Here is a 24,245-nt window from a genome sequence, read left to right on the forward strand (position 1 = left end):
AGGGATCAGCGGTTGGTGGGAGATGGGGCGGGGCGGGCCGCGGCGAGGATGGCGGCGACGGCCGCCGGTTCCGGCGCGTCGGCCAGTTCCTCCAGCGTCATCGACAGCTTGCGCCGCCAGTTCGGGTATTGGTCGGTGGTGCCGGGCAGGTTGACCTGATCGCGTTCGCGGGTGAGGTCGTCGAGCTGCGCCACCGCCAGCGCCGCGTTGGTGCGGGCGAGGAAGGCGTGCACCGCGTGGTCCAGCGTGTCGTCGTAGGGGCTTTCGGAACCAAAGCCGGCGGGCAGCGCGATGTCGGCGGCCCGCAACGCGTCGACCAGCGCCTTGCGGTCGGCGGCACGGCGGTTGCGCTGCTTGTCGGCCTCGTCGGCGGCGGGGTAGAGGCCGCGGTCGGCCTTCAGCGCGATGTCGTCGCCCTCCCACCAGCCGCGCAGCGTGGCGAGGTCGTGGCTGCCGACGGTGGCGAGCGCCAGGGCCGGGTAGTCGTCCGGCCCCTTGAAGCCGCCATCCTGCGTCCATTCGAAGAAGACGACGCGGTAGCTCAGCACCCTGGCCTCGGTCATCCGCTCGCGGAAGCCCTCGGGCACGGTGCCCAGATCCTCGCCAACCACGAGGCAGCGCTGACGCTGGCTCTCCAGCGCCAGGATGCCCAGCATGTCCTCCATCGGGTAGGCGACATAGGCGCCCTCGCCCGGCGGATGGCCGTCCGGGATCCAGTAGACATGCTGCAACGCCATCGCGTGGTCGATGCGCAGGGCGCCGGCGTGGCGCATGTTGGCGCGCAGCAGGTCGATGAAGGGCTGGTAGGCGTCCTGGCGCAGCGCCAGCGGGTGGAACGGCGGCAGGCCCCAGTCCTGGCCGGCCGGGTTGAACAGGTCCGGCGGCGCCCCGACATGGGCGCTGTCCACCACCACCTGCGGCGCCATCCAGGTCTCCGCTCCGCCGGCGTCCGCCCCGACCGCGAGGTCGCGGTAGAAGCCGATGGCCATGCCCAGCCCGGTCGCCCGGTCCGCGGCGGCGCGCAGTTGGTCGTCGGCCAGCCATTGCAGCCAGGCGAAGAAGACGACGCGCTCGGCATGCTCCTTGGCGAAGGCGGCGACGGCTGGGCCGGCGACGTCGTGGTACTCGGCCGGCCACTGGTGCCAGTCGGGCCGGCCCTCCGCCGCGAAGCGCTCGCGCAACGCCTGGAAGCTGGCGAAACGCTCCAGCCCGGTCCCGCTCTCCGTCCGGAAGCGGTCGAAGGCGGCGCGGCGGTCCGCTTTGGCCGCGGTCTGGAACCGGGCGAACAGCCGCTCCAGGATCGGCAGCTTCAACGCGCTGACCGCCCGGTAGTCGACGTTCGGCGCCGCCCGCGCCGCGTCCAGCGCCGCCCTGAACTCCGGTGACGCCACCCGCTTGCGGCTCTCCTCGTCGTCGAGGAACTCCGGCAGCGCGGTCACGTCGATGTAGAGCGGGTTCAGGAACAGCCGGCTGGCCGGGGAATAGGGGCTGGCGTGATCGGGGTTGTCGAGGAACAGGGCGTGCAGCGGGTTCAACCCGACCACCGCCGCGCCACGCGCCGCGGCGATGTCGGCCAAGCTGGTCAGGTCGCCGAAATCGCCGATGCCCCAGTCGCGGTCGCTGCGCAGGGTGTAGAGCTGCGCCGATAGCCCCCACAGCCGTTCGCCGACCAGGATCGGCGTCGGCAGGTGACAGCGGGCGGGCGCGAGGATCAGCCGCGTCTCCGCCACCGCCCCGTCCGCCTCGACCCGCAGGTGATGGTAGCCGGCTTGGCGCAGGTCGCCCAGCGGCAGCCGCCGCTCGGCATAGACCTCGTCACCGACATGGATGCAGCGGCAGCGCGGCAGGCTGCCGAAGCCGATCACCGCGCTCTGCGTCTCGCCGCTCTCCAGCGTCAGGGTGTAGCGCAGCGTGCGGGTGCCCTGGGGCAGGATGACCGGCACGGTCGGTGCCTCGCCGGCGCGGCGCACCACCACCGGCGGCACGATCCGCGAGCGCTCCGCCCGGTCGAGCCGGTCGAGATGCGCCGCCGCGGCCGCCTCGTCGGTCGCCTCCACCCCCATGGCGGAGAGCAGGGCGCGGATGGTGCCCTCGCCGGCGGTCACGGTCTCGCCGGCGGCGTTGTCGAAGGAACGCTCGATGCCCATGCGGTCGGCCAGCCGATCGAGCGCCGAGGGCTCCTCCAGCCACAGCACCACCGACCAGGGGGCCAGCGTCCCGTCGCTCAGCCCCTTCCCCTCGCTCCACAGCACCCGCCCCGACGCCTCGCCGAAGCCGGACGCCGGGGCGTCGGCCAGATTGGCGTAGGCGTGCAGCCGGCTGCCGTCGCCGAGCCGCCAGCACACCTTGACCCCGGTCTTGCCGACCACCGCGTGGGTGGCGGCCCCGCCGGGGGCGCCGTCGAGCCGCGGCACGATCTCCGCCCGGCGCAGGGCCAGGGCGCGGCGGTACCAGTCGAGCCAGCCGGCATGCTCCGGCTGGTCGCGCGCGTCCCAATCGAGCGTGGCGGACGCCGCGGTCTCCGGCGCAGTCGGATCGGGGATGCGGGCGCGGGCCTCGGGATTCTGGAATTCGGGGAACTTGGCGAACTCCTCCGCCCGCCCCTTGCGCACCGCCTCTGCCAGCTCCTCGCCGAAGTCGCAGAAGAAGGGGAACGGCTTGGCCGACGCCCACTCCTCGCCCATGAACAGCATGGGGATGCCCGGTCCCAGCAGATAGAGGATGGTCGCCGCCCGCACCGCGCCGGGCTTGGCGATCTGGGCAATGCGCTCGCCCATCGCACGGTTGCCGATCTGGTCGTGGTTCTGCAGGAAGGTGACGAAGGCGGTGGGCGGCAGATGGGCCGACGGCTCACCTCGCCGTTCGCCGTCGCGGTAGGCGGACGGGTCGCCCTGGAACGCCAGCCCCTCGGCCAGCGCCCGGCCCAGCTTTTCCGGATCATGGGCGTAGTCGACGTAGTAGCCACCGTCCTCCCCGGTCGCCGCGGCGTGCAGGCAGTGGTGCAGGTCGTCGTTCCACTGCGCGGTGTGCCAGCGCGGGTCGCCCTCGCGGTGGCGGGCGAGGAAGCGGGCCTGGTTGGCGTCGTTCTCCAGCACCAGATGGACGTGCCGCTGGTTCTGGAAATGGCTGTGCACCCGCTCCGCCAGTTCTTCCAGCACATGGTGGGCGCTGTCGTCGATGATGGCATGGACGGCGTCGAACCGCAGCCCGTCGAGGTGGTATTCCTCCAGCCAATACAGCGCGTTGTGGATGAAGAAGTCGCGCACCGGGCCGCTGGCCTCGCCGTCGACGTTGATCGCCGCGCCCCAGGGGGTCTTGTGGCGGTCGGTGAAGAAGCGGTCGGCGAAGGCGTGGAGGTAGTTCCCCTCCGGCCCGAAATGGTTGTAGACCACGTCGAGGAAGACCATCAGGCCGCGGGCGTGCGCCTCCTGCACCAGGGTCTTCAGATCCTCCGGCCGGCCATAGGCGCTGTCGGGGGCGTAGGGCAGCACGCCGTCATAGCCCCAGTTGCGCGTGCCGGGGAAGTCGGCCACCGGCATCAGCTCGATCGCGGTGACGCCCAGCGCCACCAGATCGTCCAGCCGGTCGATGGCGGCCAGGAAGGTGCCCTCGTCGGTGAAGGTGCCGATGTGCAGTTCGTACAGCACCGTCTCGTGCCAGGGCCGGCCGGTCCAGGCGACGTCGGTCCAGGCGTGGACGGCGGGATCGATCACCTCCGACGCACCATGGACGTCGTCCGGCTGGAAGCGGGAGGCCGGATCCGGCACCGCCAGCCCGTCCGGCAGCACGAAGTGGTAGCGGCTGCCGGCCTGCGCCCGCGCGGTGGTCAGGTGGAACCAGCCGTCGCCCCGGCCATTGTCGCGACTTTCCATCGCCAGCGGCTGCCCGCCATCCTCCAGCCGGAGCAGCACCGACGACGCCGTCGGCGCCCACAGCGAGAAGCGGACCGTGCCGTCGGGCTGGACCTCCGCCCCGAAGGGCATGGAATGGCAGCGCCGGCGCTCGTCCACCGGCGGGATGCGGTCGCGGTCGCGCGTGGCGATCTCCGGCCCGGCGTCGGCGCGGACGATGCCGGTGACACCGGCCAGCGGGATCGCGACCCAGCCCGGCCGGTTGGCCAGCTCGTAGCCGACCTCGTAGAGCGCCTTTTCCAGCAGGAACAGCTTCAGCAGCCCGGCGGCGGCCCGGGGGTCGCGGGGGAAGCCGGGGCAGTCGCCGATGGCGCCGCGGTAGCCGTCGAGGAAGGCGGCCGACGCCGCGCCTTCCCACCAGGACAGCCACGCGTTGCGGGCGTCGGCCGCCGATGCGTCGGGGACGGCGGGGACGGCGTCGCGCGCCATCGCGGTGGCGTAGGCGATGGAGCGCAGCATGCCGGCGACGTCGCGCAGGATGCAGTGCTTGGCCCGCCGTTCGGCCAGCGGGCGCATCGGCTCGCCTTCGAAATCGACGATCTGCACGTCACCGCGCGACACCAGCACCTGACCCAGATGATAGTCGCCGTGCAGCCGCATGGCGCTGATGGCGACATCGGCCGGGACCAGCGCGTCGATCTGCGCCATCACCGCCGCCTCGCTGTCGGCCAGCGCCCTGGCCTGCGCGACGATGGCCGGGTCAAGCGTGGCGGCGGCGTCGCGCAGCCGCGCCAGCACCTGGGCGGCCAGTTTGCGCACGCCCTGGCCCCAGGCGCGCAGCCGGTCCGCCGTCACCGGCTCCGGCGCGAAGGCGTCGCCGCCATCTGGGGTGGCGAGCGCGCGGTGCAGCTCCGCCGTCCGCTGGCCGAGCAGGCGCAGGAAGCCGATGCTGTCGGCATCGGCGGCGCCGTCGCCGTCCTCGAAACGGGCGACGCGGTCGTTCAGGTAGCCGGTGACGTGGCTCCAGGCGTCCTTCGCCTCCGGCACCAGCGCCTGCATCACGCACAGCGTGGTGGAGCCGGAGCTGTTGGCCCGCTCGACCCAGCCCAGCAGGGCGGGGGTGTTGGCAAAGCCGGCGACCTCGGTCAGGAAGCGGCTGACCTCCAGCTCCGGATGCACGCCGGGCTCCAGCTTGCGCAGTCCCTTGAGAATCGCGGCGTCGCCGATGCGGATGGAGGTGTTGGACTGCTCGGCGGTCATCCGATGCAGCGGCGCCCGGCTGTCCAGCCGCCCAGCCAGGGCGTCGCAGGCGCGGGTGCGGCCGGCGGTGAGCCCCGGCGGCAGGGTGGCGGACTTGTCCAGGATGGCGCCGAGCAGCGCCCGCACCACGCCATCGTCGGCATAGCCGTCGCGCAGCCGGCCGGCGATCGGCAGATCCTCGGTCCCGGCGATCACCGCGCCGTCGTCGCCGGTGCCGCGGTCGAGGATGATCGGAAGCTGGTAGAGCTGCGGTTCCCGTCCCGGCGGTTCGACCCGCAGCAGACAGAGCTGCGCCTGCGTCCCGCTTTGGGGCGCGCCGGACGACGGGATGGGCAGCGGCAACGCGTCGACGATGCGGACGACGGGCCGACCCGCATCCTTGGCGGCGTACCAGCGCCGGGTCAGCAGATGGGCCGGCAGAAGATCGTCTTGCAGACGCGACAGGATCTCGCCGTCCAGTGGGGTCGGCAGAGCGTTGAGGTGCGGCGCAGTCGGCACTGAGGGTTCTCCCCGGGTTGAGCGCTGGGTGGCACGTCGCTCAACAGCGCGGAGGGAGGAATCGCTCGCACCCGCGAAGCCGCATCTACGAACGACCGCGCCTGTCTTCCTTAAGGCTAGTCAGACCGTCCGCGGATGGTGCGGCAGATGGGCGAGGCGGCCGATCCGCTCGGCGACCTGCAAAGCCTCGACGACGTCGTCCAGCCGGCCGTCGCGCATCAGGTTGTGCGCGTGCGTGTTCAGCGCGGCGACGACGGCGCGTTCGTCGGAGACGCCACGCGCCGGCTGGCCGGCCGGGTCCAGCACCGTGGCACCCAGCGCCGCCATGGCTTCGGCGGTCAGGTTCACGGCCTCCGACAGGGCCTCTTCATCGTCGTCCGCGGCGGTCAGGATCGGTTCCAGGAGTTCCGCAAGGAGACGGGGGGTCATGGTGGTAATCCTCGGTGACATTCTCAGGCCGCCCCCTTCGAGGTCGATGGTGTGTGTTTGGTTGGTACAACAGGCGGAACGAAGGAAAGGTCCGTGCTGCCCGAAGGGTCACACCGGGATCCCTCCCCAACTCGTTCGAGCGGTCCAAGGGGTGCCCGTGCGGAAGGGAAGGCACATGGGAAGCACGCGCGGCGTCGGCAAGCGGGCGCGCGTGTCAACTGCCCCGAAGGGGAATGGCGGCCGGGTTTCCTCTCCCGGGGCGGGAGAACGCTCTCACTCCAGGAAGTCTTCGCGGCTCAGGCCGTAGCGCTTCAGCTTGTCGTAGAAGGTCTTGCGCGGAACGTTCAGCGCCTCGATCGTCGCCTTGACGCTGCCGCGGTGGCGGGCGAGTTCGGACTGGATCAGACCCTTCTCGAACAGGTCGACCTGCTCGGCCAGCGACAAGGCGGAGGGGGCCGCGGCCGGCGTCGGTGCAGCGCCGGCATCCTCCAGCCCCAGGACGAAGCGGTCGGCGGCGTTGCGCAGTTCGCGCACGTTGCCGGGCCAGTCCTGGCTCATCAGGCGCTGCATCTGCTCGCGGGTCGGGACCCGTGGTTCGCGGTTGTAGCGGCCGGCGGCCTGAAGAATGAAATGCTGGAACAGCAGGGGCACGTCGTCGCGCCGCTCGCGCAGCGGCGGGATGGTCAGGACAATGACGTTCAGCCGGTAATAGAGGTCGGCGCGGAAGGTCCCGGCGTCGGCCGCCCGCCGCAGATCGACCTTGGTCGCGGCGACAACCCGGAGGTCGACCGGCACCTGCTCGTTCGATCCCAGCGGCTCCACCACCCGCTCCTGGATCACCCGCAGCAGCTTGACCTGCAGCGACAGCGGCATGCTCTCGATCTCGTCGAGGAACAGGGTGCCGCCGCTGGCGTGCTCGATCCGGCCGACCCGGCGCTTCGCGGCGCCGGTGAAGGCCCCGGCCTCGTGGCCGAACAGCTCGCTTTCGAAGATGCTTTCGGGCATCGCGCCGCAGTTCAGGGCGACGAACGGGTTCTTGCGCCGGCGGCTGGCCGCGTGCAGGGCACGGGCGACCATCTCCTTGCCGGTGCCCGTCTCGCCGAAGACGAGGACGTCGGCGTCGGTGTCGGCAACCGCGGCGATGGTGGCGCGCAGCCGCTCGACCCCGGGGGTGCGGCCGACGATGCTGTGCGCCGGGTCGGTGCCGCCGGCCAACTCCGCCCGCAGCCGCCGGTTCTCCAGCACCAGCCGGCGCCGGTCCACCGCGCGCCGGGCGATCTCGGTCAGCCGGTCCGACGGGAAGGGCTTTTCCAGGAAGTCATAGGCGCCGTTGCGCATCGCCTCCACCGCCATCGGCACGTCGCCGTGCCCGGTGATGAGGATGACCGGCAGGTCGGGGTCGATCTCCCGCACCCGCGCCAGCAGCGCCAGCCCGTCCATCTGCGGCATGCGCACGTCGGTGACCAGGCAGCCCGGCCAGTCGCGGCCGAGATGGCGCAGCGCCCGTTCCGCGCCGTCGCAGGCCGTCACCTCGAACCCGGCCAGCTCCAGCGCCTGCTGCCCGGCCAGCCGCACCGCCCGCTCGTCGTCAACAAATAGGACGCTGCCAATGTTCTGGGGGCCCTCGTTGTGGGGACCGGCGCTTCCGGGAGAGTTGGCGTGCGTCATGCGGTCTGCTCCGTCGTCTTGAGCCGCAGGGTGAAGACGGCGCCGTTGCCGGGCGTGCCGTTGCGGTTGGCGGCGGTCAGGCTGCCGCCGAAATCCTCGACGATGCCGTGGCTGATCGACAGCCCCAGCCCCAGCCCCTCGCCGGCTTCCTTGGTGGTGAAGAAGGGGACGAACAGGCGGGGCAGGTCGGCCTCGGCGATGCCGGCGCCGCTGTCGGCGATGCTCAGCAGCGCCTCGCCCTCCGCCGCGACCAGGGCGATGCGCAGGCGGCGCACCGGGCAGCCGCGCATGGCGTCGGCGGCGTTGCCGATCAGGTTGACCAGCACCTGCTGCAGCCGCACATCCTCCCCCACCACCCAGACCGGCCGGTCGGGCAGGTCGGTTTCCACCGTGACGTCCTCGCGCCGCAGCTTGGATTCCAGCAGCGCCAGCGCTTGCCCCACCGCCGCGTGGATCGATACCGGCCCCAGCGTGCCCGAGGCGCGGCGGGCGAAGCCCTTCAACTGACGGGTGATCGCGGCCATGCGGTCGGTCAGCTCGGCGATCTCGCCCAGGTTGGCGCGCACGGCGTCGGGCCGCCCACGCTCCAGCAGCACCACCGCGTTGTCGGCGAAGCTGCGCATGGCGGCGAGCGGCTGGTTGATCTCGTGGGCGATGCCGGCCGACATCTGGCCCAGCGCCGCCAGCTTGGCCGCCTGGGTCAGCTCGTTCTCCGCCGCGCGCAGGTCGGCGGTGGCGGCGGCGACGCGGCGCTCCAGCTCGGCCCGCGATTCCTCCTGCAGGGCCAGCCGTTCGACCAGTGCCATCCGGCGCAGCGCCACCGCGTAGGCGGCGAGCGCCCCCAGCGCCACCAGGGCGGCGGCCAGCAGCCCGGCGACCTGGGCGCGGGCGGTCACCGGATCGAGGCTGGTCAGGCTGTGCAGGGTCCAGTCGCCGTCGGGCATGGCGACGGAGGCCAGCAGATAGCGCCGGGTGCCGCCCCCCTTCTCCTCCAGCGCAATGCGGTCGGAGGCACCGCCGAAGGCCCAGGGCAGCACGTCCAGCCCCTCGCTGGTCCCCTCCGGCGGCACCGGCAGGCTGATCGGCAGGCGGCGGGGCAGGGCGTGGTAGCGCCAGGACGGCACGTTGGTGATGAAGACCACCCCGTCGCGGTCGGTGACCAGCAGCTTCTCCTGCCCCGGCGCCCACGCACGCTCCAGTCGATCGAAGCCGATCTTCAGGACAACCGCCCCGAGTGTGCGGTTTTCCGCCACCACCCGATGCGCCGTGTAATAGCCCGGCACCAGCGAGGTGGTTCCGAGCGCGAAATGGTGCCCTTCGCCCTGGTCGATCGCCATGCGGAAGTAGGGCCGGTAGGAGAAATTCTCGCCGACGAAGCTGGCGGCGCTGTCCCAGTTGCTGGCCGCCACCGTCAGCCCGCTGGGAGCCATCACGTAGAGCGCCAGCGCGCCCAGCGCGCCGGCGATGTCCTCCAGCTTGCGGTTCAGGTGGTCGATGTTGGCCGGCGTCGGGTTGGCCAGCAGCGCCTTCACCTCGGCATCCTGGGCCAGCGCCAGGGGCACGGCGGCGTGCCGCTCCAGTTCCGCCCGCAGATTGGCGTTGTAGAGCGCCAGTTGCGCCTGGGCGCTGTCCCGGAGGTCGGCTTCCGCCAGCGTGGCGGCCCAGCCGGCGGCCAGGGCCGCCACCACCGGCACCCCAAGCAGCAGCGCCGCCAGCAGCAGGCGGCGCGGCCATTCCGGCGCGCGCGGCAGCAGGCGGGCCGGGAGCAGAGGGGAGGGTGGGGTCGAATCTGTCGCCGGGGTCATGGGAAGTCTGCGCAATGCCGTTTTTCGTCGCGCTGCGTCGCAACAAAACTGCTGCCGCGCGGCCCGTGTGTGGATTTTCGCACATCCGGAGCGGGGGTGTCGTGCGGATTCTCGCCCTCACCCTTTCGGCAAATGCTTGATGTTGCAGGATTCAGCAATTGGCCCAGCGCTTGCTTTCATAGGCAACAGTTGGCGGCCGCCCGCCCAGCCGGTGCAAACGCCGGTCGAAAGAACGGGCGCCGCAAAAAAGGAACGCCGTTCCCAAGGAACGCCACGAGGAGACGAGCATGAGCGCAGACACCATTGCCGCCCGGCCCGGTGCGGTGAAGAAGCCCTTCTACACCAACCTGACCTTCCAGGTGCTGACCGCCATCAGCATCGGCATCCTGCTCGGCCACTTCTACCCGGCGCTGGCCGTGCAGATGAAGCCGCTGGGCGATCTGTTCATCAAGATGGTCAAGATGGTGATCGGCCCGATCGTCTTCCTGACGGTCGTCACCGGCATCTCGTCGATCGGCAACCTGAAGAAGGTCGGCAAGGTCGGCGGCAAGGCCCTGCTGTACTTCGAGGTGGTGACCACCTTCGCCCTCGGCGTCGGCCTGATCGTCGTCAACCTCGTGCGGCCCGGCGGCGGCATGAACATCCAGCCCGGCCAGTTGAAGGCCGACGCGGTGCAGAAATACGCCACCACCGCCCACGAGCACGGCTTCATCGACTTCGTCGTCGGCATCGTGCCGGACAACGTCGTCGGCGCCTTCGTCCAGGGCGACATGCTGCAGATCCTGTTCTTCGCCGTGGTGTTCGGCGTCGCGCTGTCCGCCATGGGCCAGAAGGGCAAGCTGGTCGAGGACATCTTCGACAAGGTCGGCCACGCGCTGTTCGGCGTCATCGGCATCCTGATGCGCGTCGCCCCGGTCGGTGCCTTCGGCGCCATGTCCTTCACCATCGGCAAGTACGGCATCTCCTCGCTGACCGCGCTGGGCCAGTTGATGGCGTCGGTCTACATCACGATGGGGATCTTCATATTCCTCGTGCTGGGCACCATCGCCCGCATCTACGGCTTCAGCATCTGGAACTTCATCCGCTACATCCGCCAGGAACTGCTGATCGTGCTCGGCACCTCCTCGTCGGAGTCCGTGCTGCCGCGGATGATGGAGAAGATGCAGAAGTTCGGCTGCTCCAAGCACGTCGTTGGTCTGGTCATCCCGACCGGCTACTCCTTCAACCTCGACGGCACCTCGATCTACCTGTCGATGGCGGCGATCTTCATCGCCCAGGCCTTCAACGTCGACCTGACGATCTGGCAGCAGCTCTACATCCTCATCATCCTGATGCTGACCTCCAAGGGCGCGGCTGCGGTCACCGGCGGCGGCTTCGTCACCCTCGCCGCCACCCTGTCGGCCACCGGCGTGCTGCCGATCGAGGGGCTGGCCCTGCTGCTGGGCGTCGATCGCTTCATGTCCGAGGCCCGCGCGCTCACCAACCTGATCGGCAACGGCGTCGCCACCGTGGTGATCGCCAAGATGGAAGGCGAGTTCGACGAGAGCAAGGCGGTCGCCGAATACCAGCACCACTTCAAGGAGCCGGCGCTCGCCCGCATCTGACGACCCGCAAAGGATGCGGAGCAGCCACGCGGCCTCGGTTTTGGAAATTCCAAAGATGATCCATTCGGGGCCTGTGGGGATGCTGTAAGGTAATGGGGACGGTTCGATTGGGTTCGAATCGTCCCCTTTCCCTTTGGTGGTGACAGTCCGGATGGGCTATAACCACTATCCAGGTGAAGTGATCATAAAGAATTAACTGGAATCTTGTTAACCGGAGGAAGAGACCCGATGTCCGGCGATTTCGAAGCGATGGCGCTTGAGTATCACCGCAACCCGCGGCCCGGTAAGCTGGCCGTCGTCGCGACCAAGCCCATGGCCAACCAGCGCGATCTCGCGCTCGCCTACTCGCCGGGCGTGGCCTACGCCTGCACCGCCATCGCCGAGGACACGTCCAAGGCCGCCGAACTGACCGCGCGCGCGAACCTCGTCGCGGTGGTCACCAACGGCACCGCCGTGCTGGGGCTGGGCCACATCGGCCCCTATGCCGCCAAGCCGGTGATGGAGGGCAAGGCCGTCCTCTTCAAGAAATTCGCCGGCATCGACTGCTTCGACATCGAGCTGAACGAACTGGACGTCGACGCGCTGGTCGACACCATCGTCCGGCTGGAGCCGACCTTCGGCGCCATCAACCTGGAAGACATCGCCGCCCCGGCCTGCTTCGAGATCGAGCGCCGCTGCCGCGAGCGGATGAAGATCCCGGTGTTCCATGACGACCAGCACGGCACCGCCATCGTCGTGGGCGCCGCCGTGCTGAACGGCCTGGCGCTGGTCGGCAAGGACATCTCCAAGGTCAAGGTGGTGTCCACCGGTGGCGGGGCCGCCGGCATCGCCTGCCTCGACCTGATGCTGTCGCTTGGCGTCAAACGCGAGAATGTCTGGCTGGTCGACCGCATCGGCGTGGTCCACAAGGGCCGCAACGAGGAGATGAACGAGTACAAGGACGCCTACGCCCACCACACCGAGGCGCGGGTGCTGTCCGACGTCATCGACGGCGCCGACATCTTCCTCGGCCTGTCCGGCGCCAAGGTGCTGAAGCCGGAACTGCTGTCCCGCATGGCCGACAAGCCGCTGATCCTGGCGCTCGCCAACCCGGAACCGGAGATCATGCCCGATCTGGCCCGGCAGGCGCGACCCGACGCCATCATCGCCACCGGCCGGTCGGACTTCCCGAACCAGGTCAACAACGTGCTGTGCTTCCCCTTCATCTTCCGCGGCGCGCTCGACGTCGGCGCCACGACGGTGAACGAGGCGATGAAGATCGCGGCGACCCACGCCATGGCCAACCTTGCCCGCGCCGAACCGTCGGACGTGGTGGCGGCGGCCTATGTCGGTGAATCGCTGCGCTTCGGTCCCGACTACATCCTGCCCAAGCCGTTCGACCCGCGCCTGATCGTCGAGGTGTCGTCGGCCGTCGCCAAGGCGGCGATGGAATCCGGCGTCGCCACCCGGCCGATCGCCGATTTCCGCGCCTACCGCGACCAGCTGAACCAGTACGTCATCCGCTCCGGCCTGTTCATGAAGCCGGTCATCACCAAGGCCAAGACCGCGCCCAAGCGCGTCGTCTACGCCGAGGGCGAGGATCCGCGCGTCATCCGCTGCGCCCAGGTGGTGGTGGACGACGGCATCGCGCAGCCGGTGCTGCTCGGCCGCCAGGAGGTGATCGAGCGGATCATCGCCGAGATGGGCCTGCGGCTGAAGATCGGCCGCGACGTCGAGGTGATCGAGATCATCCGCGACCCGCGCTACCACAATTACTCCGAACATTACCGCAAGGCGATGGGCCGGCGCGGCGTGTCGCCCAACCACGCCGCGAACGTCGTGCGCACCCAACCGACTGTCTTCGGCGCGCTGATGGTTCGCCGCGGCGAGGCCGACGCGCTGGTCTGCGGCACCTCGGGCCGCTTCAACGAGCATTGGGGCCACATCCTGGGGCTGATCGGCCTGCGCGAAGGGGTGAAGGTCGCGGCGACGATGAACGCGCTGATCTCGCAGAAGGGTGTCCACTTCATCACCGACACCTACGTCAACCCCGACCCCACCGCCGAACAGGTGGCGGAGATCGCCAAGCTGGCATCGGAGGAGGTCAAGCGCTTCGGCATCGAGCCGAAGGTGGCCTTGCTCTCGCACTCCAACTTCGGCAGCGCCGACACCCCGTCGGCCCGCAAGATGCGCGCCGCCTATTGCTTGGCGTCGGAGGAGATGCCCGACCTGGAGATCGACGGCGAAATGCACGCCGACGCCGCCCTGGCCGAGGCGATCCGCAAGGAGGTGCTGCCCGACAGCCGCCTGAAGGGGGAGGCGAACCTGCTGGTCATGCCGACGCTCGACGCCGCCAACATCGCCTTCAACATGATGAAGATCCTGGGCGAGGCGCAGAATGTCGGTCCGATCCTGCTGGGCGTCGAACGGCCGGTCCACATCGTCACCCCGTCGGTGACCACCCGCGGTCTGGTCAACATGACCGCCGTGGCGGTGGTCGATGCCCAGTTGGCCGAGCCGGTGAACGCCGCGCCGCGCCCGCCGGTGCCGGCGGCCTGACGAGACGGCAACGGGAAGGGGGCCCCGGCCCCCTTCCGTCGCGCCTGAAACGTGCTATCCCTACCGGCATCAGGTCGGCATCATCGGGGACCGCACGGGCATGAACCGCAACCAGCGCAGAGCGGGCGGCGCGACCGGCAAGGCCGGGACCGCCACCGGCGACGCCGCCGCCCTGCTGGGCCGGGCGGTGCCGCTGCACCAAGCGGGCCGGCTGGCCGACGCCGAGGCGCTCTACCGCGAAGCCCTGGCCGTCCAGCCGCGCCAGCCCGACGCGCTGCATCTGCTGGGCATGATCGCCTGCCAGACCGGCCGTTACGCCGAGGCCGCCGACCTGATCGGGCAGGCGGTGGCAGCGAACCGCAACGTCCCCGATTACCACGCCAACCTCGCCTTCGCGCTCCAGGCGCTGGGCCGCTCCGCCGAGGCGGAACGCGCGGCCCGCAACGCGCTGCGCCTGCGCAGCCCCTTTCCCGAAGCCGCCAACACGCTGGGCAATGCCCTGAACGCCCAGGGCAAGGCGGAACCGGCGGCCGACGCCTACCGCGCCGCCCTGCGCGCCCGCCCCGACTACGCCGAGGCGGAGGGCAACCTTGGCACCGTCCTGCGCAGCCTCGGCCGGGCGGCGGAGGCGGAACCGCTGCTGCGCCATGCCCTGGCAAGCCAACCCGGCCTGATCGAGGCGCGCGCCGCGCTCGGCCTTGCCCTGCTCGACCTCGGCCACAGCGACGAGGGCGAGGCGACGTTGCGGGCCGTGCTGGTCCAGCGCCCCGACCATGCCGGGGCCGCGCTCGCCCTGGCCGGTGCCCGGCAACGCCGCGGCGCCGATGCCATCCCTGCCTATCGCCGCTTCCTGACGCTGGAGCCGGCCGACGCGGAGGCCTGGAACGGCTTCGGCCTCGCCTTGCAGGCGGCCGACCGGATCGCCCCGGCGGCCGACGCCTTCGCCCACGCCGTCCGGCTGGCGCCGACGATGGCGGAGGCGCTGACCAACCTCGGCACCATCCGCCGCCTGCAGGGCCGGCCGGCCGAGTCCGCCGCGGTGCAGCGCCGGGCGCTCGACCTCCGCCCCGACTACGCCGCCGCCCACACCAACCTGGGTCTGGCCCTGCAGGATCTGGGCGACGACGCGGCGGCCGAACAGAGCTTCACCCGCGCCCTGGAGTTCGATCCGGCGCAGGCGCTCGCCCGCTTCAACCGCGCCATCCTGCGCCTGCGGCAGGGCCGGCTGACCGAGGGTTGGGGCGATTACGCCGCCCGCTTCGAGTCCGGCCGGTTGCGGCCCAAGCGTCCCTTCACCATCCCCGAATGGCAGGGCGACGACCTCGGCGGCCGGCGCCTGCTGCTGTGGGCCGAGCAGGGGCTGGGCGATGAGCTGATGTTCGGCGCCCTGCTGCCCCAGGCCATCGCCCGCTTCGGTCCGCTCATCGTCGAGTGCGAGCCACGGCTGGTGTCGCTGATGCAGCGCTCTTTCCCCGGCATCACCGTGCGCGCGCCGAGCCGGCGGCCGGACGACGCCGACTGCCATCTGCCCTTCGGCTCATTGCCGCGCCTGCTGTGGCCGCGCATCGCCGACGCCACGGCGCCCGCCGGCTGGCTGCAGCCCGACCCGGCGCGGCGGGCCGACTGGCGCGCGCGGCTGGACGCGCTTGGTCCCGGGCTGGCGGTCGGCATCGCCTGGACCAGCCAGCGCATCACCACCGAGCGGCGGGCGTCCTACACCGAGCTTGATGAGTGGGCGCCGCTGTTGCGCAGTCCCGGGCTGCACGCGGTCAGCCTGCAATATGACGGGCGGGAGGAGGAGATCGCGGCGGTCGAGCAGCGCTTCGGCCTGCGCATCCATCGCTGGAACGATCTCGACCAAAAGGCTGATCTGGAAGGAACCGCTGCCCTGATGGCGAACCTGGATCTGGCGGTGACAGTGGCGTCGTCGGCCGGTGAGATGGCCGCCGCGCTGGGGGTGCCGGTGTGGCGGCTGGGCCGGCCGGACTGGACCCAGCTCGGCACCGCCGTCCGCCCCTGGTTTCCGACCATGCGCTGCGTTCATCCACAGGACGGCGGAGCGGTCGGCGATGCCATTTCCGTTGCCTTTCAGCATCTTGTTGATCTTCGTGAAGGTGAAATGTGAACGGTACCGCTTTGTTCGCCGATGCGCTGCGTCACCATCAGGCCGGCGATCTCGACTCAGCGGAACCGCTGTACCGTCAGCTGTTGCAGGCCGAACCGAGGCACGCCGACGCCCTCCACCTGCTGGGCGTCCTCATCCATCAGCGCGGCAATCACTCGCAAGCGCTTGATCTGATTGAGAAGGCGGTGGAGACCTCGCCCCAGGTGGCGGATTATCACGCCAACCTTGGCATCGTGCTGCAACGGCTCGGTCGGTTGGAGGCGGCGGCCGCCGCACAGCGCTGCGCGCTCGACCGCGACCCGCAGCATGTCGGCGCCCACTTCAACCTCGGTCTGGTGCTGGCCGGACTGGGCCGGCTCAGCGACGCTGCTCACCATTATGGCGAGGCCGCACGCCTGTCGCCCGGGTTGGCCGACGCGCATCTCAACCTAGGCGCCGCGTTGCAGGGGCTCGGCCGCGCCGAAGAGGCGCTGGCGGCGCACGCCAAGGCGGCGGCGCTTCTGCCGGGCGACCCGCGGCCCTGGACCAACCTTGCGGTCAGCCTGCGCCATCTCGGTCGGCTGGACGAGGCCGCCGAGGCGCTGCGGACGGCCCTGGAACTGGGGGGGGCCGACACCGGCCAAGCGACCGACCTCGCCAGCCTGTCGGCACTGGCCGCCGCCCTGCACGCCGCCGGGCGGATCACCCAGGCCGCGGAACGCTACGCCGACGCCCTGCGCCTCGATCCTGGCGATGCATTCTGTCTCAATGGCTTGGGACTGTGCTTTAAGGCAATGGGTCAGCTTGAGGACGCCGCCACCTGCTTCGACGCGGTCATCGCCCAGCAACCCGACCATGCCGAGGCGCTGGACAATCTCGGCACCATTCGCAACGCCCAGGGCCGCTTCGCCGAGGCCGAAGCGCTGCACCGCGAGGCCGTCCGCCATCGCCCCGACTTCGCCGGTGCCTGGAACAACCTCGGCAACGCCCGTCACGCCGCCGGACGGACCGACGCCGCGTGGCCGGCGTGGCGGCTGGCGCTGGCGCTCAATCCGGCGCTGGCGGAAGCGCACAGCAACCTCGGCAACGCCCTGCGCAACATCGAACGCTTTCCGGACGCCGAGCGCGCGCAGAACCGCTCCATCCGGCTGGCGCCGCTGGAGGCGATGCCGCGCAACAACCTGGGTCAACTGCGCCAGGGCCGGCACGATCACGTCGGCGCGGCGGCCTGCTACCGCAGCGCGCTGGCGCTCGACCCCGGCTATGGCGAGGCCTGGAGCAACCTTGGGCTGGCGCGCCAGCGGCTGGGGGATGCGGCGGGGGCGGAGTGCTGCTACGACCGCGCGCTGCTCCTGCGGCCCGACCTGTCGCTGTCCCATTTCAACAAGGGCCTGCTGCGGCTGGAGGCCGGCGACCTCGATGGCGGCTGGCCGGGCTATGCCTGGCGGTTCGGTTCGGGTCAGGTCGGGCAGGGCCGGCAGCCGCGCGCCCAGGCGTGGCGGGGCGAGGATCCGACCGGGCGGCGGCTGATGATCTGGGGCGAACAGGGGGTGGGCGACACCATCCTGTTCGCCTCCCTCTGCCAGGAGCTGGCGGGCCGCGCCCATTCCACCATCGTCGAGGTCGACCACCGGCTGGTGCCGCTGTTCGCCCGCTCGCTGCCCGGCCTGCGCGTGCGGGCCCAGGCGGTGGACGGGCAGGGCCGCGAGACGATGGCGATCGCCGACTATGACCGCCATGTCCCGATGGGCTCGCTGCCCCGCGTGCTGCGCCGCCGGCTCGCCGACTTCCCGCCGCGCCCGGCGTGGCTGGTGCCGGATCCGGCGCGGGTCGAGGACTGGCGCGCCCGGCTGGCGGCGCTGGGGCCGGGCCTGCGCGTCGGCATCGGCTGGCGCAGCCAGATGATGACGGCGGAGCGCAGCGTCGCCTACCTGCCGCTCGACGACTGGGGCCCGCTGTTCGCGCTGCCCGGCGTCCAGTGGGTGGTGCTGCAATACGGCGACTGCGAGGCGGAGATCCGGGAGGCGGAGCAGCGCTTCGGCGTCTCCCTGCACCGCTGGGACGATCTGGACCGCAAGGACGACTTCGACGGCGTCGCGGCGCTGATCGCCACGCTGGATCTGGTCGTCTCGCCCGCCATGTCGGTCGGCGAGCTGGCGGGCGCGCTGGGTGCGCCGGTCTGGCGCTTCGGCACCCGCGACTGGACGCAACTCGGCGCCGCGGTGCGGCCCTGGTACCCGGCGATGCGCCTGTTCCAGCCGCGCCCGGGCGAAGCGCTGTCCACAGCGCTGGACCAGATGGCTATGGCGCTGAAGGCGCTCCGCCCCCGTTCTGAGGCCCTCTCCCCCCCGGGGAGAGGGTTGGGTGAGGGGGCGCCGCAGCGGAGCGTTCCCCAGGAGTCAGCGGTGATGCCCCCGTCGCCGCCCGCTCCACGTCCTGCGTCCCCCTCACCCAGCCCTCTCCCCGCTTTCAGCGGACCGGAGGTCCGCCTGTCGCGTCAGCGCAAACTCGGTTTGCGCGAGAGCGGGGGGGAGAGGGTATCCGCTCGGAGGGAGAGGGTATCCGCGGCAGGAAAGACGGCGGCCCTCAAGACGGACACCGCCGCATGGCTGGCCGAGGGGCTGCGGCATCATCAAGCGGGCCGGCTGACGGAGGCCGAAGCCTGTTACCGCGGCGCCCTCGCCGCTGACGGCGGGCATGCCGACGCGCTTCACCTGCTGGGCGTCGCCGCCCACCAGCAGGGGCGCGACGCCGAGGCGGAACGCCTGATCCGCGACGCCATCAGCCGGCGCGGCGGCGTCCCGGAGTATCACGGCAACCTCGGCTCGGTGCTGCAGGCGCTGGGCCGCACCGCCGAAGCGGTCGGTGCCTATGAGACGGCGCTGGCGTTGCGCGCCGCCTACCCCGACGCGCTCAACAATCTGGGCAGCGCCCTGCAGGCGCTCGGCCGCCTGCCGGAGGCGGAAGCGCGCTACCGCGCGGCGCTGGCGCAGCGGCCGGGCTATCCGCAGGCGCTCGCCAACCTCGGCACCGTCCTGCGCGCCATGGGCCGGCGGGCCGAGGCGCTGGACTGCCTGAACGCGGCGGTGGCTGGCGACGGCACCGCCATCGACGCCCGCGTCGCCCTCGGCGCAACCCTGAACGACCTCGGCCGGGCCGCGGAAGCGGAAGCCCAGTACCGCGCCGCCCTGGCGCTCGACGACCGCGATGCCGAGGCGGCCGGCGGGCTCGGCGCCGCGCTGTACCAGCAGGGGCGGATGGCGGAGGCGGCGGACGCCCTGGAACGGGCGGTGGCGCTGGGCGGCGGGCGGGCGGCGACGCACGACCTGCTGGCGCTGGCCCGCCGCGCCACTGGCGACCTCGACGCGGCCGGCCGCCATCACCGCGCCGCCGTCGCGACGGAGCCCGGGCGCGCCACCAGCTGGACCAACGGCGGCGTGACGCTGGTCCGGCTCGGCCGGCCGGGCGCGGCGGCCGAGTGGCATCGGCGGGCGGTCGCGCTGAGCCCGGCCTTCGTTGAGGCGCTGAACAACCTGGGCGTCGCCACGCAGGCGACCGGCCCGGCCGACGCGGCGGTGACGCTGCACCGCCGCGCGCTGCGGCTGCGCCCGGACACGGCGGAAAGCTGGGGCAACCTGGGGGCGGCGCTGCTGGCCGGCCAGCGCTTCCCGGAAGCTGAAGCCGCCTGCGCCCGTGCGCTGGCGTTGACACCGGCGCTGGCCGGGGCGCTGACCACCGGCGGGGCGGCGTTGAAGGGGCAGGGGCGCTTCGCCGAGGCGGTGGCCCGCAGCCGGCGGGCGCTGCGCGTCGCCGCCGCGGCGCCGAAGGGCTGGTCGAACCTGGGCACCGCGCTGGCCGGCCTGTCGCAGTGGGACGCGGCGCTGCACGCCCACCGGCGCGCCCTGGCGCTCGCCCCCGGCCTGTCGGACGCGCAGCTCAACCTTGGACACGCGCTGCAGGTTCTGGGCGACCGGAGGGCAGCGCGGCGCTGCGCGGAACGGGCGTTGCGCCTGTCGCCCGGCCGGGCCGACGCCCGCATGAACCGGGCGCTGCTGCGGCTGGCCGACGGCGATCTGGCGGGCGGCTGGCGCGACTACGCCCACCGCTTCGCCAGCGCCGACGCGACCCGCCGCCGCTTCGCCATCCCGGAATGGCAGGGCGAGGATCCGGCCGGCCAGCGCTTGCTGGTGTGGGGGGAGCAGGGGCTGGGCGACGAAATCCTGTTCGGCAGCGCCCTGCCCGACCTGATCGCCAAGGCCGGGCGGGTGGTGGTCGAGTGCGACCGCCGTCTGGTCGGGCTGTTCGCCCGCGCCCTGCCCGGAGCGGTGGTGCGGGCGCCGACCGACGATCCGCGCGACGCCGACCGGCACGCACCGATGGGCGCCGTCGCCGCATGGCTGCGCCCGGTCTTGAGCGGCTTTTCCGGTGCCGCCCCCTTCCTGGCGGCCGACGCCGGGCGGACCGCAAGCTGGCGCGGCCGGCTCGCCGCGCTCGGCCCCGGCCTGCGGGTCGGAGTCTGCTGGCGCAGCAGCCGGATCACGGCCGAACGCGCCGGCGCCTACAGCCGGATCGACCAGTGGGGCCCGGTCTTCGCGGTGCCGGGGGTGAGTTTCGTCAACCTGCAATACGACGACTGCACCGCCGAGCGGGAAGAGGCGTTGCAGCGCTTCGGCACCGTGCTGCACCAGTGGCCCGACCTCGACCTGCGCAACGATCTGGAGGGGGTGGCGGCGCTGATCGCCGGCCTCGACCTTGTCATCACGGCGCCGACGGCGGTGGGGGAACTGGCGGCGGCGCTGGGGACGCCGGTCTGGCGGATGAGCGGGGCGGATGACTGGTCGGCGCTCGGCACCGCGGTGCGGCCCTGGTTCCCGGCGATGGCGCTGGTCGGCGACCCGCGGGGCCACGACGTGGCGCTGGCCCACGTGGCGCAGCGCCTGCGGCGTCTGGCGTAAAAGCGGTGGACCACCGCCGATGGCCACCGTAGCGTAGAGGGGAAGCCGGCGGCCGGGCGCCGAAATCGAGGGAGGGGACCATGTCGGACAGCCTGTCCAGCGTGAACCGCATGGTGTCGGACCTCAACGCGTCGCTGACCAAGGCCATCGCCGGCGCCAAGGCCAAACAGGCGGCGGCCCCGGCCGCCTCCGGCGGTCCGACGGGCGAGGTGACCGACTACCAGAAGACGGTGCGCAAGGCGGGGTCGGACAGCCGGATGTTCGCGACCGACATCGGCGTGCTGTCCAAGGGCGTGTCGCGCCTGAACGTGGTCAGCACGCTGGCGGCCAACGACACCGTCGATTTCTACAAGTTCCGCGTCACCACCAGGGGCGAGGCGACAATCGGGCAGATCGGCGACCAGGGCGTCCGCGTCCAGTTGATGAGCAAGACCGGCGCGGTCGTGGCCGACAGCGAGAAGACCGCCGGCACCGCCTATCAATCCTTCCGCGACCTCCAGCGTGGGCGGCTGACCATCGACCGCGGCGACTACACGCTGCGGGTCAGCCGCGACAAGGACCAATCGGGCAAGGACCAGCCGGGCAAGGATCCGAAGAATTACGCCGTCCAGGTCAGCATGGGCGGCTATTCGAAGGATTACGACACCATCGCCAAGGAACCCCGTAAGGGTGACAGCCCATTCCAGATGACGGACCAGCAGCAGGTGATGCTGGCCGGCCTGAACGCCGCCATCGGTGGCCTGAACGCCATCCGCAGCGGTCAGACCGGCACGCAAAAGCTCGCGGCCAGCCTGGATCTGCGCGCCTGAACCGGGACCGTCCATGCAATTCCGCATTGCGCTTCGCGGGCGTCCCCATTATCGACTATCCGCGCCGGCCGCCGTCACGGCGGATGACCCGGCGCCGGCGCCATCGTAAGCTGGCCACCCGGCGCAAGCCGGTGGCCTCCGCCGTCGGTGTGCGCGACCCGCGGTGTTCGTTGATCCCCTCGTCTGGGGCTTGTCAGGAAAGGACGGTCGGTGCGGTCTGAGGACGCTCTCGCCAACATAGACGTCGCGGTGCTGGCCGGTGGGCTGGGCACGCGCATCCGGGGCGTTCTGGGCGACACGCCGAAGGTCCTGGCCCCGATCGCCGGGCGGGCCTTCCTTGGCCATCTTCTCGATTATCTGTCGACCTACGGGTCGCGCCGGGTCGTGCTGTGCCTGGGCCATCTGGCCGACCGGGTGACGGCGTGGCTGGCGCGCGGGGACACCGCCGGCACCATCGACGTCGTCTGCCAGATCGAGCCGCGCCCGCTCGGCACCGCCGGCGCGCTGGGCTATGTCCGGAAGGAACTGCGGTCGCCCACCGTCCTGGTGGTGAACGGCGACACCTTCCTGGACGCCGACCTGCGCGCCTTCATCGCCTCGCACCGGCTGTCGGGGGCGGAGGCGTCGGTGCTGTGCGTGACGGTCGACGACGCCTCGCGCTTCGGCCGGGTGGAGATCGGGCCGGACAGCCGCATCCGTCGCTTCGTGGAAAAAGCGCCGGGGAGCGGCACCATCAACGCCGGGGTCTATCTGTTCTCCGCCGCCTTCCTCGACCGTTTCATCGCGGCCGGGGCGGTGTCGCTGGAACGCGACGTGCTGGAGAAGATGCCGCCGGGCAGCCTGCACGCCCACATCGCCAAGGCGCGCTTCCTCGACATCGGCACGCCGGAAAGCCTCGCGACCGCCGCCAGCGTGATCGCCGGCCGCGAATCCTGATCTCCCGGCCCTGATTTTTGCCCGCCGGCTGCCACTGGACTCGGCCGGAATGCCGGGTCAAGATGCGTCCGACTCGTCTTGCAACCGCGGTTGTCCTTCGCCGCGGCCGCCTTTCCGGACCCCTTGCCATGGCCGTCATCCTCATCCGCGCCGACGCTTCCGCCGCCATCGGCACCGGCCATGTCATGCGCTGCCTCGCCGTTGCCGAGGCGCTGCGCGACCAGGGGCACGAGGCGCTGTTCGCCGCCGTCGAATCCACCCCCGCCATCGATCGCCGGCTGTCCGCCGACGGCTTCCGCCACGTTGCCATCGCCGGCCCGGTGGGAGAGGCGGCGGATCTGGCCGCCACCCGCTCGCTGCTGCGGCGGGAGCATGGACGCGCGGTGATGCTGGACGGCTACCGCTTCGGCGAGGCCTACCGCGCCGGGCTGCAGGCGGCGGGCGCACGGGTGCTGGCCTGGGACGATCTGGGCGACGGCATGCCGCTGCACGCCGACCTCGTCGTCAACGCGGCCCCGCAGGCGGCGGCGCTGCCCTACGCCGCCATGGCGCCGGGTGCGGTCCTGCTGCTCGGTCCGGGTTACGCCCCGCTCCGGCGCGAGGTCCGGCTGGCGGCGCGGGACGCGCGCCGGCCGGTCGCCGAACGCCGGGTCCTGCTGGTGACCTTCGGCGGATCCGACCCGCTGGGGCTGACCGGCCCGGTGCTGGCGGCGCTGGCCGCCGCCCGGCCGGCGGACTGCCGGCTGGTCGCCGTGGTCGGCGGCAGCAACCCGCGGGCGGACGAGGTGGTGGCGCTGTCCCGCCGGCTTGGCGCCGATCATCGCCTGGACATGTCGGTCGAGGTCGATTGCCCGCGGATGGGCGCGCTGATGGCCGAGAGCGGACTGGCGGTGTCGGCCGGCGGCGGCACCATGGGGGAACTGGCGGCGCTGGCGGTGCCGACGCTGCTGGTGGTCACCGCCGACAATCAGGCGATGGCGAGCGGCGACGCGGCCGAGATGGGCTGGAGCACCGCGGTGGACGCCCGCGGCACCGACGCGGAGCAGGCTGCGGCCGCCATCGCCGCGGCGGCGCTGGCGCTGTGGAACGATGGGCCGCGCCGGCAGCGGATGCAGGACGCTGCGGCTGCGCTGCCGCTGGACGGCGAGGGGGCGGTGCGCATCGCCCAGGCCCTGACCGCCCGGCCGGCGGCCGGATCGCAGGGCACCGGCCGCGCCGCCACGCGACCGGCGGCGCTGGCCTGAGCTGAGGCCCTTCGGGCGGCGCGTCAGCTCACCACACGCCAGGACCCGTCATTCTGCTGGCAAGCGGTGCCGAAGCCCTGCTGGGTACGGCCCTGGACCACGATGGTGGTCTGGTACTCGCGGCAGACCTCGCCGGACGGGCCGGTGCCCTCGCGCACCGGGGTGTAGCTGCCGTAATTGCCGGACTGCGGGTTGTTCCAGCGGATGGTGCTGCCGGTCGGGGCGCTGTAGGCGCTGACCGCCGCCTGCTGGGCGTAATTCTGGTCGGCGCGGTCGAGCGAGGCGCCCGCCGCGTTGCCCAGCGCCGCACCCAGCAGCGTGCCGACGCCGACCGCCACCAGCTTGCCGCTGCCGCCGCCGAAGCGCGACCCGGCCAGTCCGCCGACCACGCCGCCCAGCACCGTGCCGGCCGTCTGCTTGTTGGCGCTCACGCCGCCATAGGAGTCGCCGTAGCCCGGCTGGGCGCAACCGGCGAGCGGGGCCGCAAGCAGGCTGGCGGACAGCGCGGCGGCGAGAATGGGGCTGGCTTTCATCGTGGCTCTCG

The 24,245-nt window shown here is 71.8% G+C and carries 12 protein-coding genes; 7 read left to right on the top strand and 5 right to left on the bottom strand.

Going from position 1 to position 24,245, the window contains the following annotated elements:
* Nucleotides 1-5 precede the first annotated feature (5 nt).
* From treZ to TSO352_RS03120, 4 genes are all read right to left on the bottom strand, one after another.
* Nucleotides 6-5,609: a malto-oligosyltrehalose trehalohydrolase gene (gene treZ / locus TSO352_RS03105; protein WP_109105909.1), complete on the bottom strand. Its 5,604-nt coding sequence runs from the start codon at nt 5,607-5,609 to the stop codon at nt 6-8.
* Between the two features lie 120 nt (nt 5,610-5,729).
* On the bottom strand, nt 5,730-6,038 hold the full coding sequence (locus TSO352_RS03110) for a hypothetical protein (RefSeq protein ID WP_109105910.1): 309 nt from the start codon (nt 6,036-6,038) through the stop codon (nt 5,730-5,732).
* Between the two features lie 273 nt (nt 6,039-6,311).
* Complete coding sequence (locus TSO352_RS03115) at nt 6,312-7,706, bottom strand: sigma-54 dependent transcriptional regulator (RefSeq protein ID WP_247871870.1); 1,395 nt, start codon at nt 7,704-7,706, stop codon at nt 6,312-6,314.
* Nucleotides 7,703-9,511 carry an ATP-binding protein gene (locus TSO352_RS03120; RefSeq protein ID WP_247871871.1) on the bottom strand — a complete coding sequence of 603 codons (1,809 nt, stop codon included), beginning with the start codon at nt 9,509-9,511 and terminating at the stop codon, nt 7,703-7,705. The genes TSO352_RS03115 and TSO352_RS03120 overlap by 4 nt, the downstream gene beginning before the upstream one ends.
* A 287-nt stretch (nt 9,512-9,798) precedes the next feature.
* Here TSO352_RS03120 and TSO352_RS03125 point away from each other — a divergent pair, with 287 nt between their 5' ends.
* From TSO352_RS03125 to pseG, 7 genes are all read left to right on the top strand, one after another.
* Nucleotides 9,799-11,115, top strand: a complete 1,317-nt coding sequence (locus TSO352_RS03125; protein WP_109105911.1) for a dicarboxylate/amino acid:cation symporter — start codon at nt 9,799-9,801, stop codon at nt 11,113-11,115.
* 228 nt (nt 11,116-11,343) lie between these two features.
* On the top strand, nt 11,344-13,653 hold the full coding sequence (locus TSO352_RS03130; RefSeq protein WP_109105912.1) for an NADP-dependent malic enzyme: 2,310 nt from the start codon (nt 11,344-11,346) through the stop codon (nt 13,651-13,653).
* Nucleotides 13,654-13,753: 100 nt separating this feature from the next.
* Entirely contained in the window at nt 13,754-15,778 is a 2,025-nt protein-coding gene (locus TSO352_RS03135) for a tetratricopeptide repeat protein (protein WP_109105913.1), read from the top strand.
* A complete protein-coding gene (locus tag TSO352_RS33100; RefSeq protein ID WP_109105914.1) occupies nt 15,775-20,712 on the top strand; it encodes a tetratricopeptide repeat protein in 4,938 nt (1,645 codons plus the stop codon). Before TSO352_RS03135 ends, TSO352_RS33100 begins: the two co-directional genes overlap by 4 nt.
* Before the next feature lie 80 nt (nt 20,713-20,792).
* Complete coding sequence (locus tag TSO352_RS03145) at nt 20,793-21,521, top strand: hypothetical protein (protein ID WP_247871872.1); 729 nt, start codon at nt 20,793-20,795, stop codon at nt 21,519-21,521.
* Between the two features lie 210 nt (nt 21,522-21,731).
* Nucleotides 21,732-22,457, top strand: coding sequence for a nucleotidyltransferase family protein (locus TSO352_RS03150; RefSeq protein WP_109105915.1), 726 nt, complete (start codon nt 21,732-21,734; stop codon nt 22,455-22,457).
* Between the two features lie 128 nt (nt 22,458-22,585).
* Complete coding sequence (gene pseG, locus TSO352_RS03155; RefSeq protein ID WP_109105916.1) at nt 22,586-23,701, top strand: UDP-2,4-diacetamido-2,4,6-trideoxy-beta-L-altropyranose hydrolase; 1,116 nt, start codon at nt 22,586-22,588, stop codon at nt 23,699-23,701.
* A 23-nt stretch (nt 23,702-23,724) separates the two neighbouring features.
* Here pseG and TSO352_RS03160 read toward each other — a convergent pair whose 3' ends face one another.
* Nucleotides 23,725-24,234, bottom strand: coding sequence for an RT0821/Lpp0805 family surface protein (locus tag TSO352_RS03160; RefSeq protein WP_109105917.1), 510 nt, complete (start codon nt 24,232-24,234; stop codon nt 23,725-23,727).
* Between the last annotated feature and the right edge of the window lie 11 nt (nt 24,235-24,245).

Origin of the sequence: Azospirillum sp. TSO35-2 (assembly GCF_003116095.1) — a bacterium.
Taxonomy (GTDB): domain Bacteria; phylum Pseudomonadota; class Alphaproteobacteria; order Azospirillales; family Azospirillaceae; genus Azospirillum.

Coding starts and splice junctions, on each gene's coding strand:
- TSO352_RS03110 (WP_109105910.1), bottom strand. CDS start 6,038: ATGACCCCCCGTCTCCTTGCGGAACTCCTGGAACCGATCCTGACCGCC.
- TSO352_RS03115 (WP_247871870.1), bottom strand. CDS start 7,706: ATGACGCACGCCAACTCTCCCGGAAGCGCCGGTCCCCACAACGAGGGC.
- TSO352_RS03120 (WP_247871871.1), bottom strand. CDS start 9,511: ATGACCCCGGCGACAGATTCGACCCCACCCTCCCCTCTGCTCCCGGCC.
- TSO352_RS03125 (WP_109105911.1), top strand. CDS start 9,799: ATGAGCGCAGACACCATTGCCGCCCGGCCCGGTGCGGTGAAGAAGCCC.
- TSO352_RS03130 (WP_109105912.1), top strand. CDS start 11,344: ATGTCCGGCGATTTCGAAGCGATGGCGCTTGAGTATCACCGCAACCCG.
- TSO352_RS03135 (WP_109105913.1), top strand. CDS start 13,754: ATGAACCGCAACCAGCGCAGAGCGGGCGGCGCGACCGGCAAGGCCGGG.
- TSO352_RS03145 (WP_247871872.1), top strand. CDS start 20,793: ATGTCGGACAGCCTGTCCAGCGTGAACCGCATGGTGTCGGACCTCAAC.
- pseG (WP_109105916.1), top strand. CDS start 22,586: ATGGCCGTCATCCTCATCCGCGCCGACGCTTCCGCCGCCATCGGCACC.
- TSO352_RS03160 (WP_109105917.1), bottom strand. CDS start 24,234: ATGAAAGCCAGCCCCATTCTCGCCGCCGCGCTGTCCGCCAGCCTGCTT.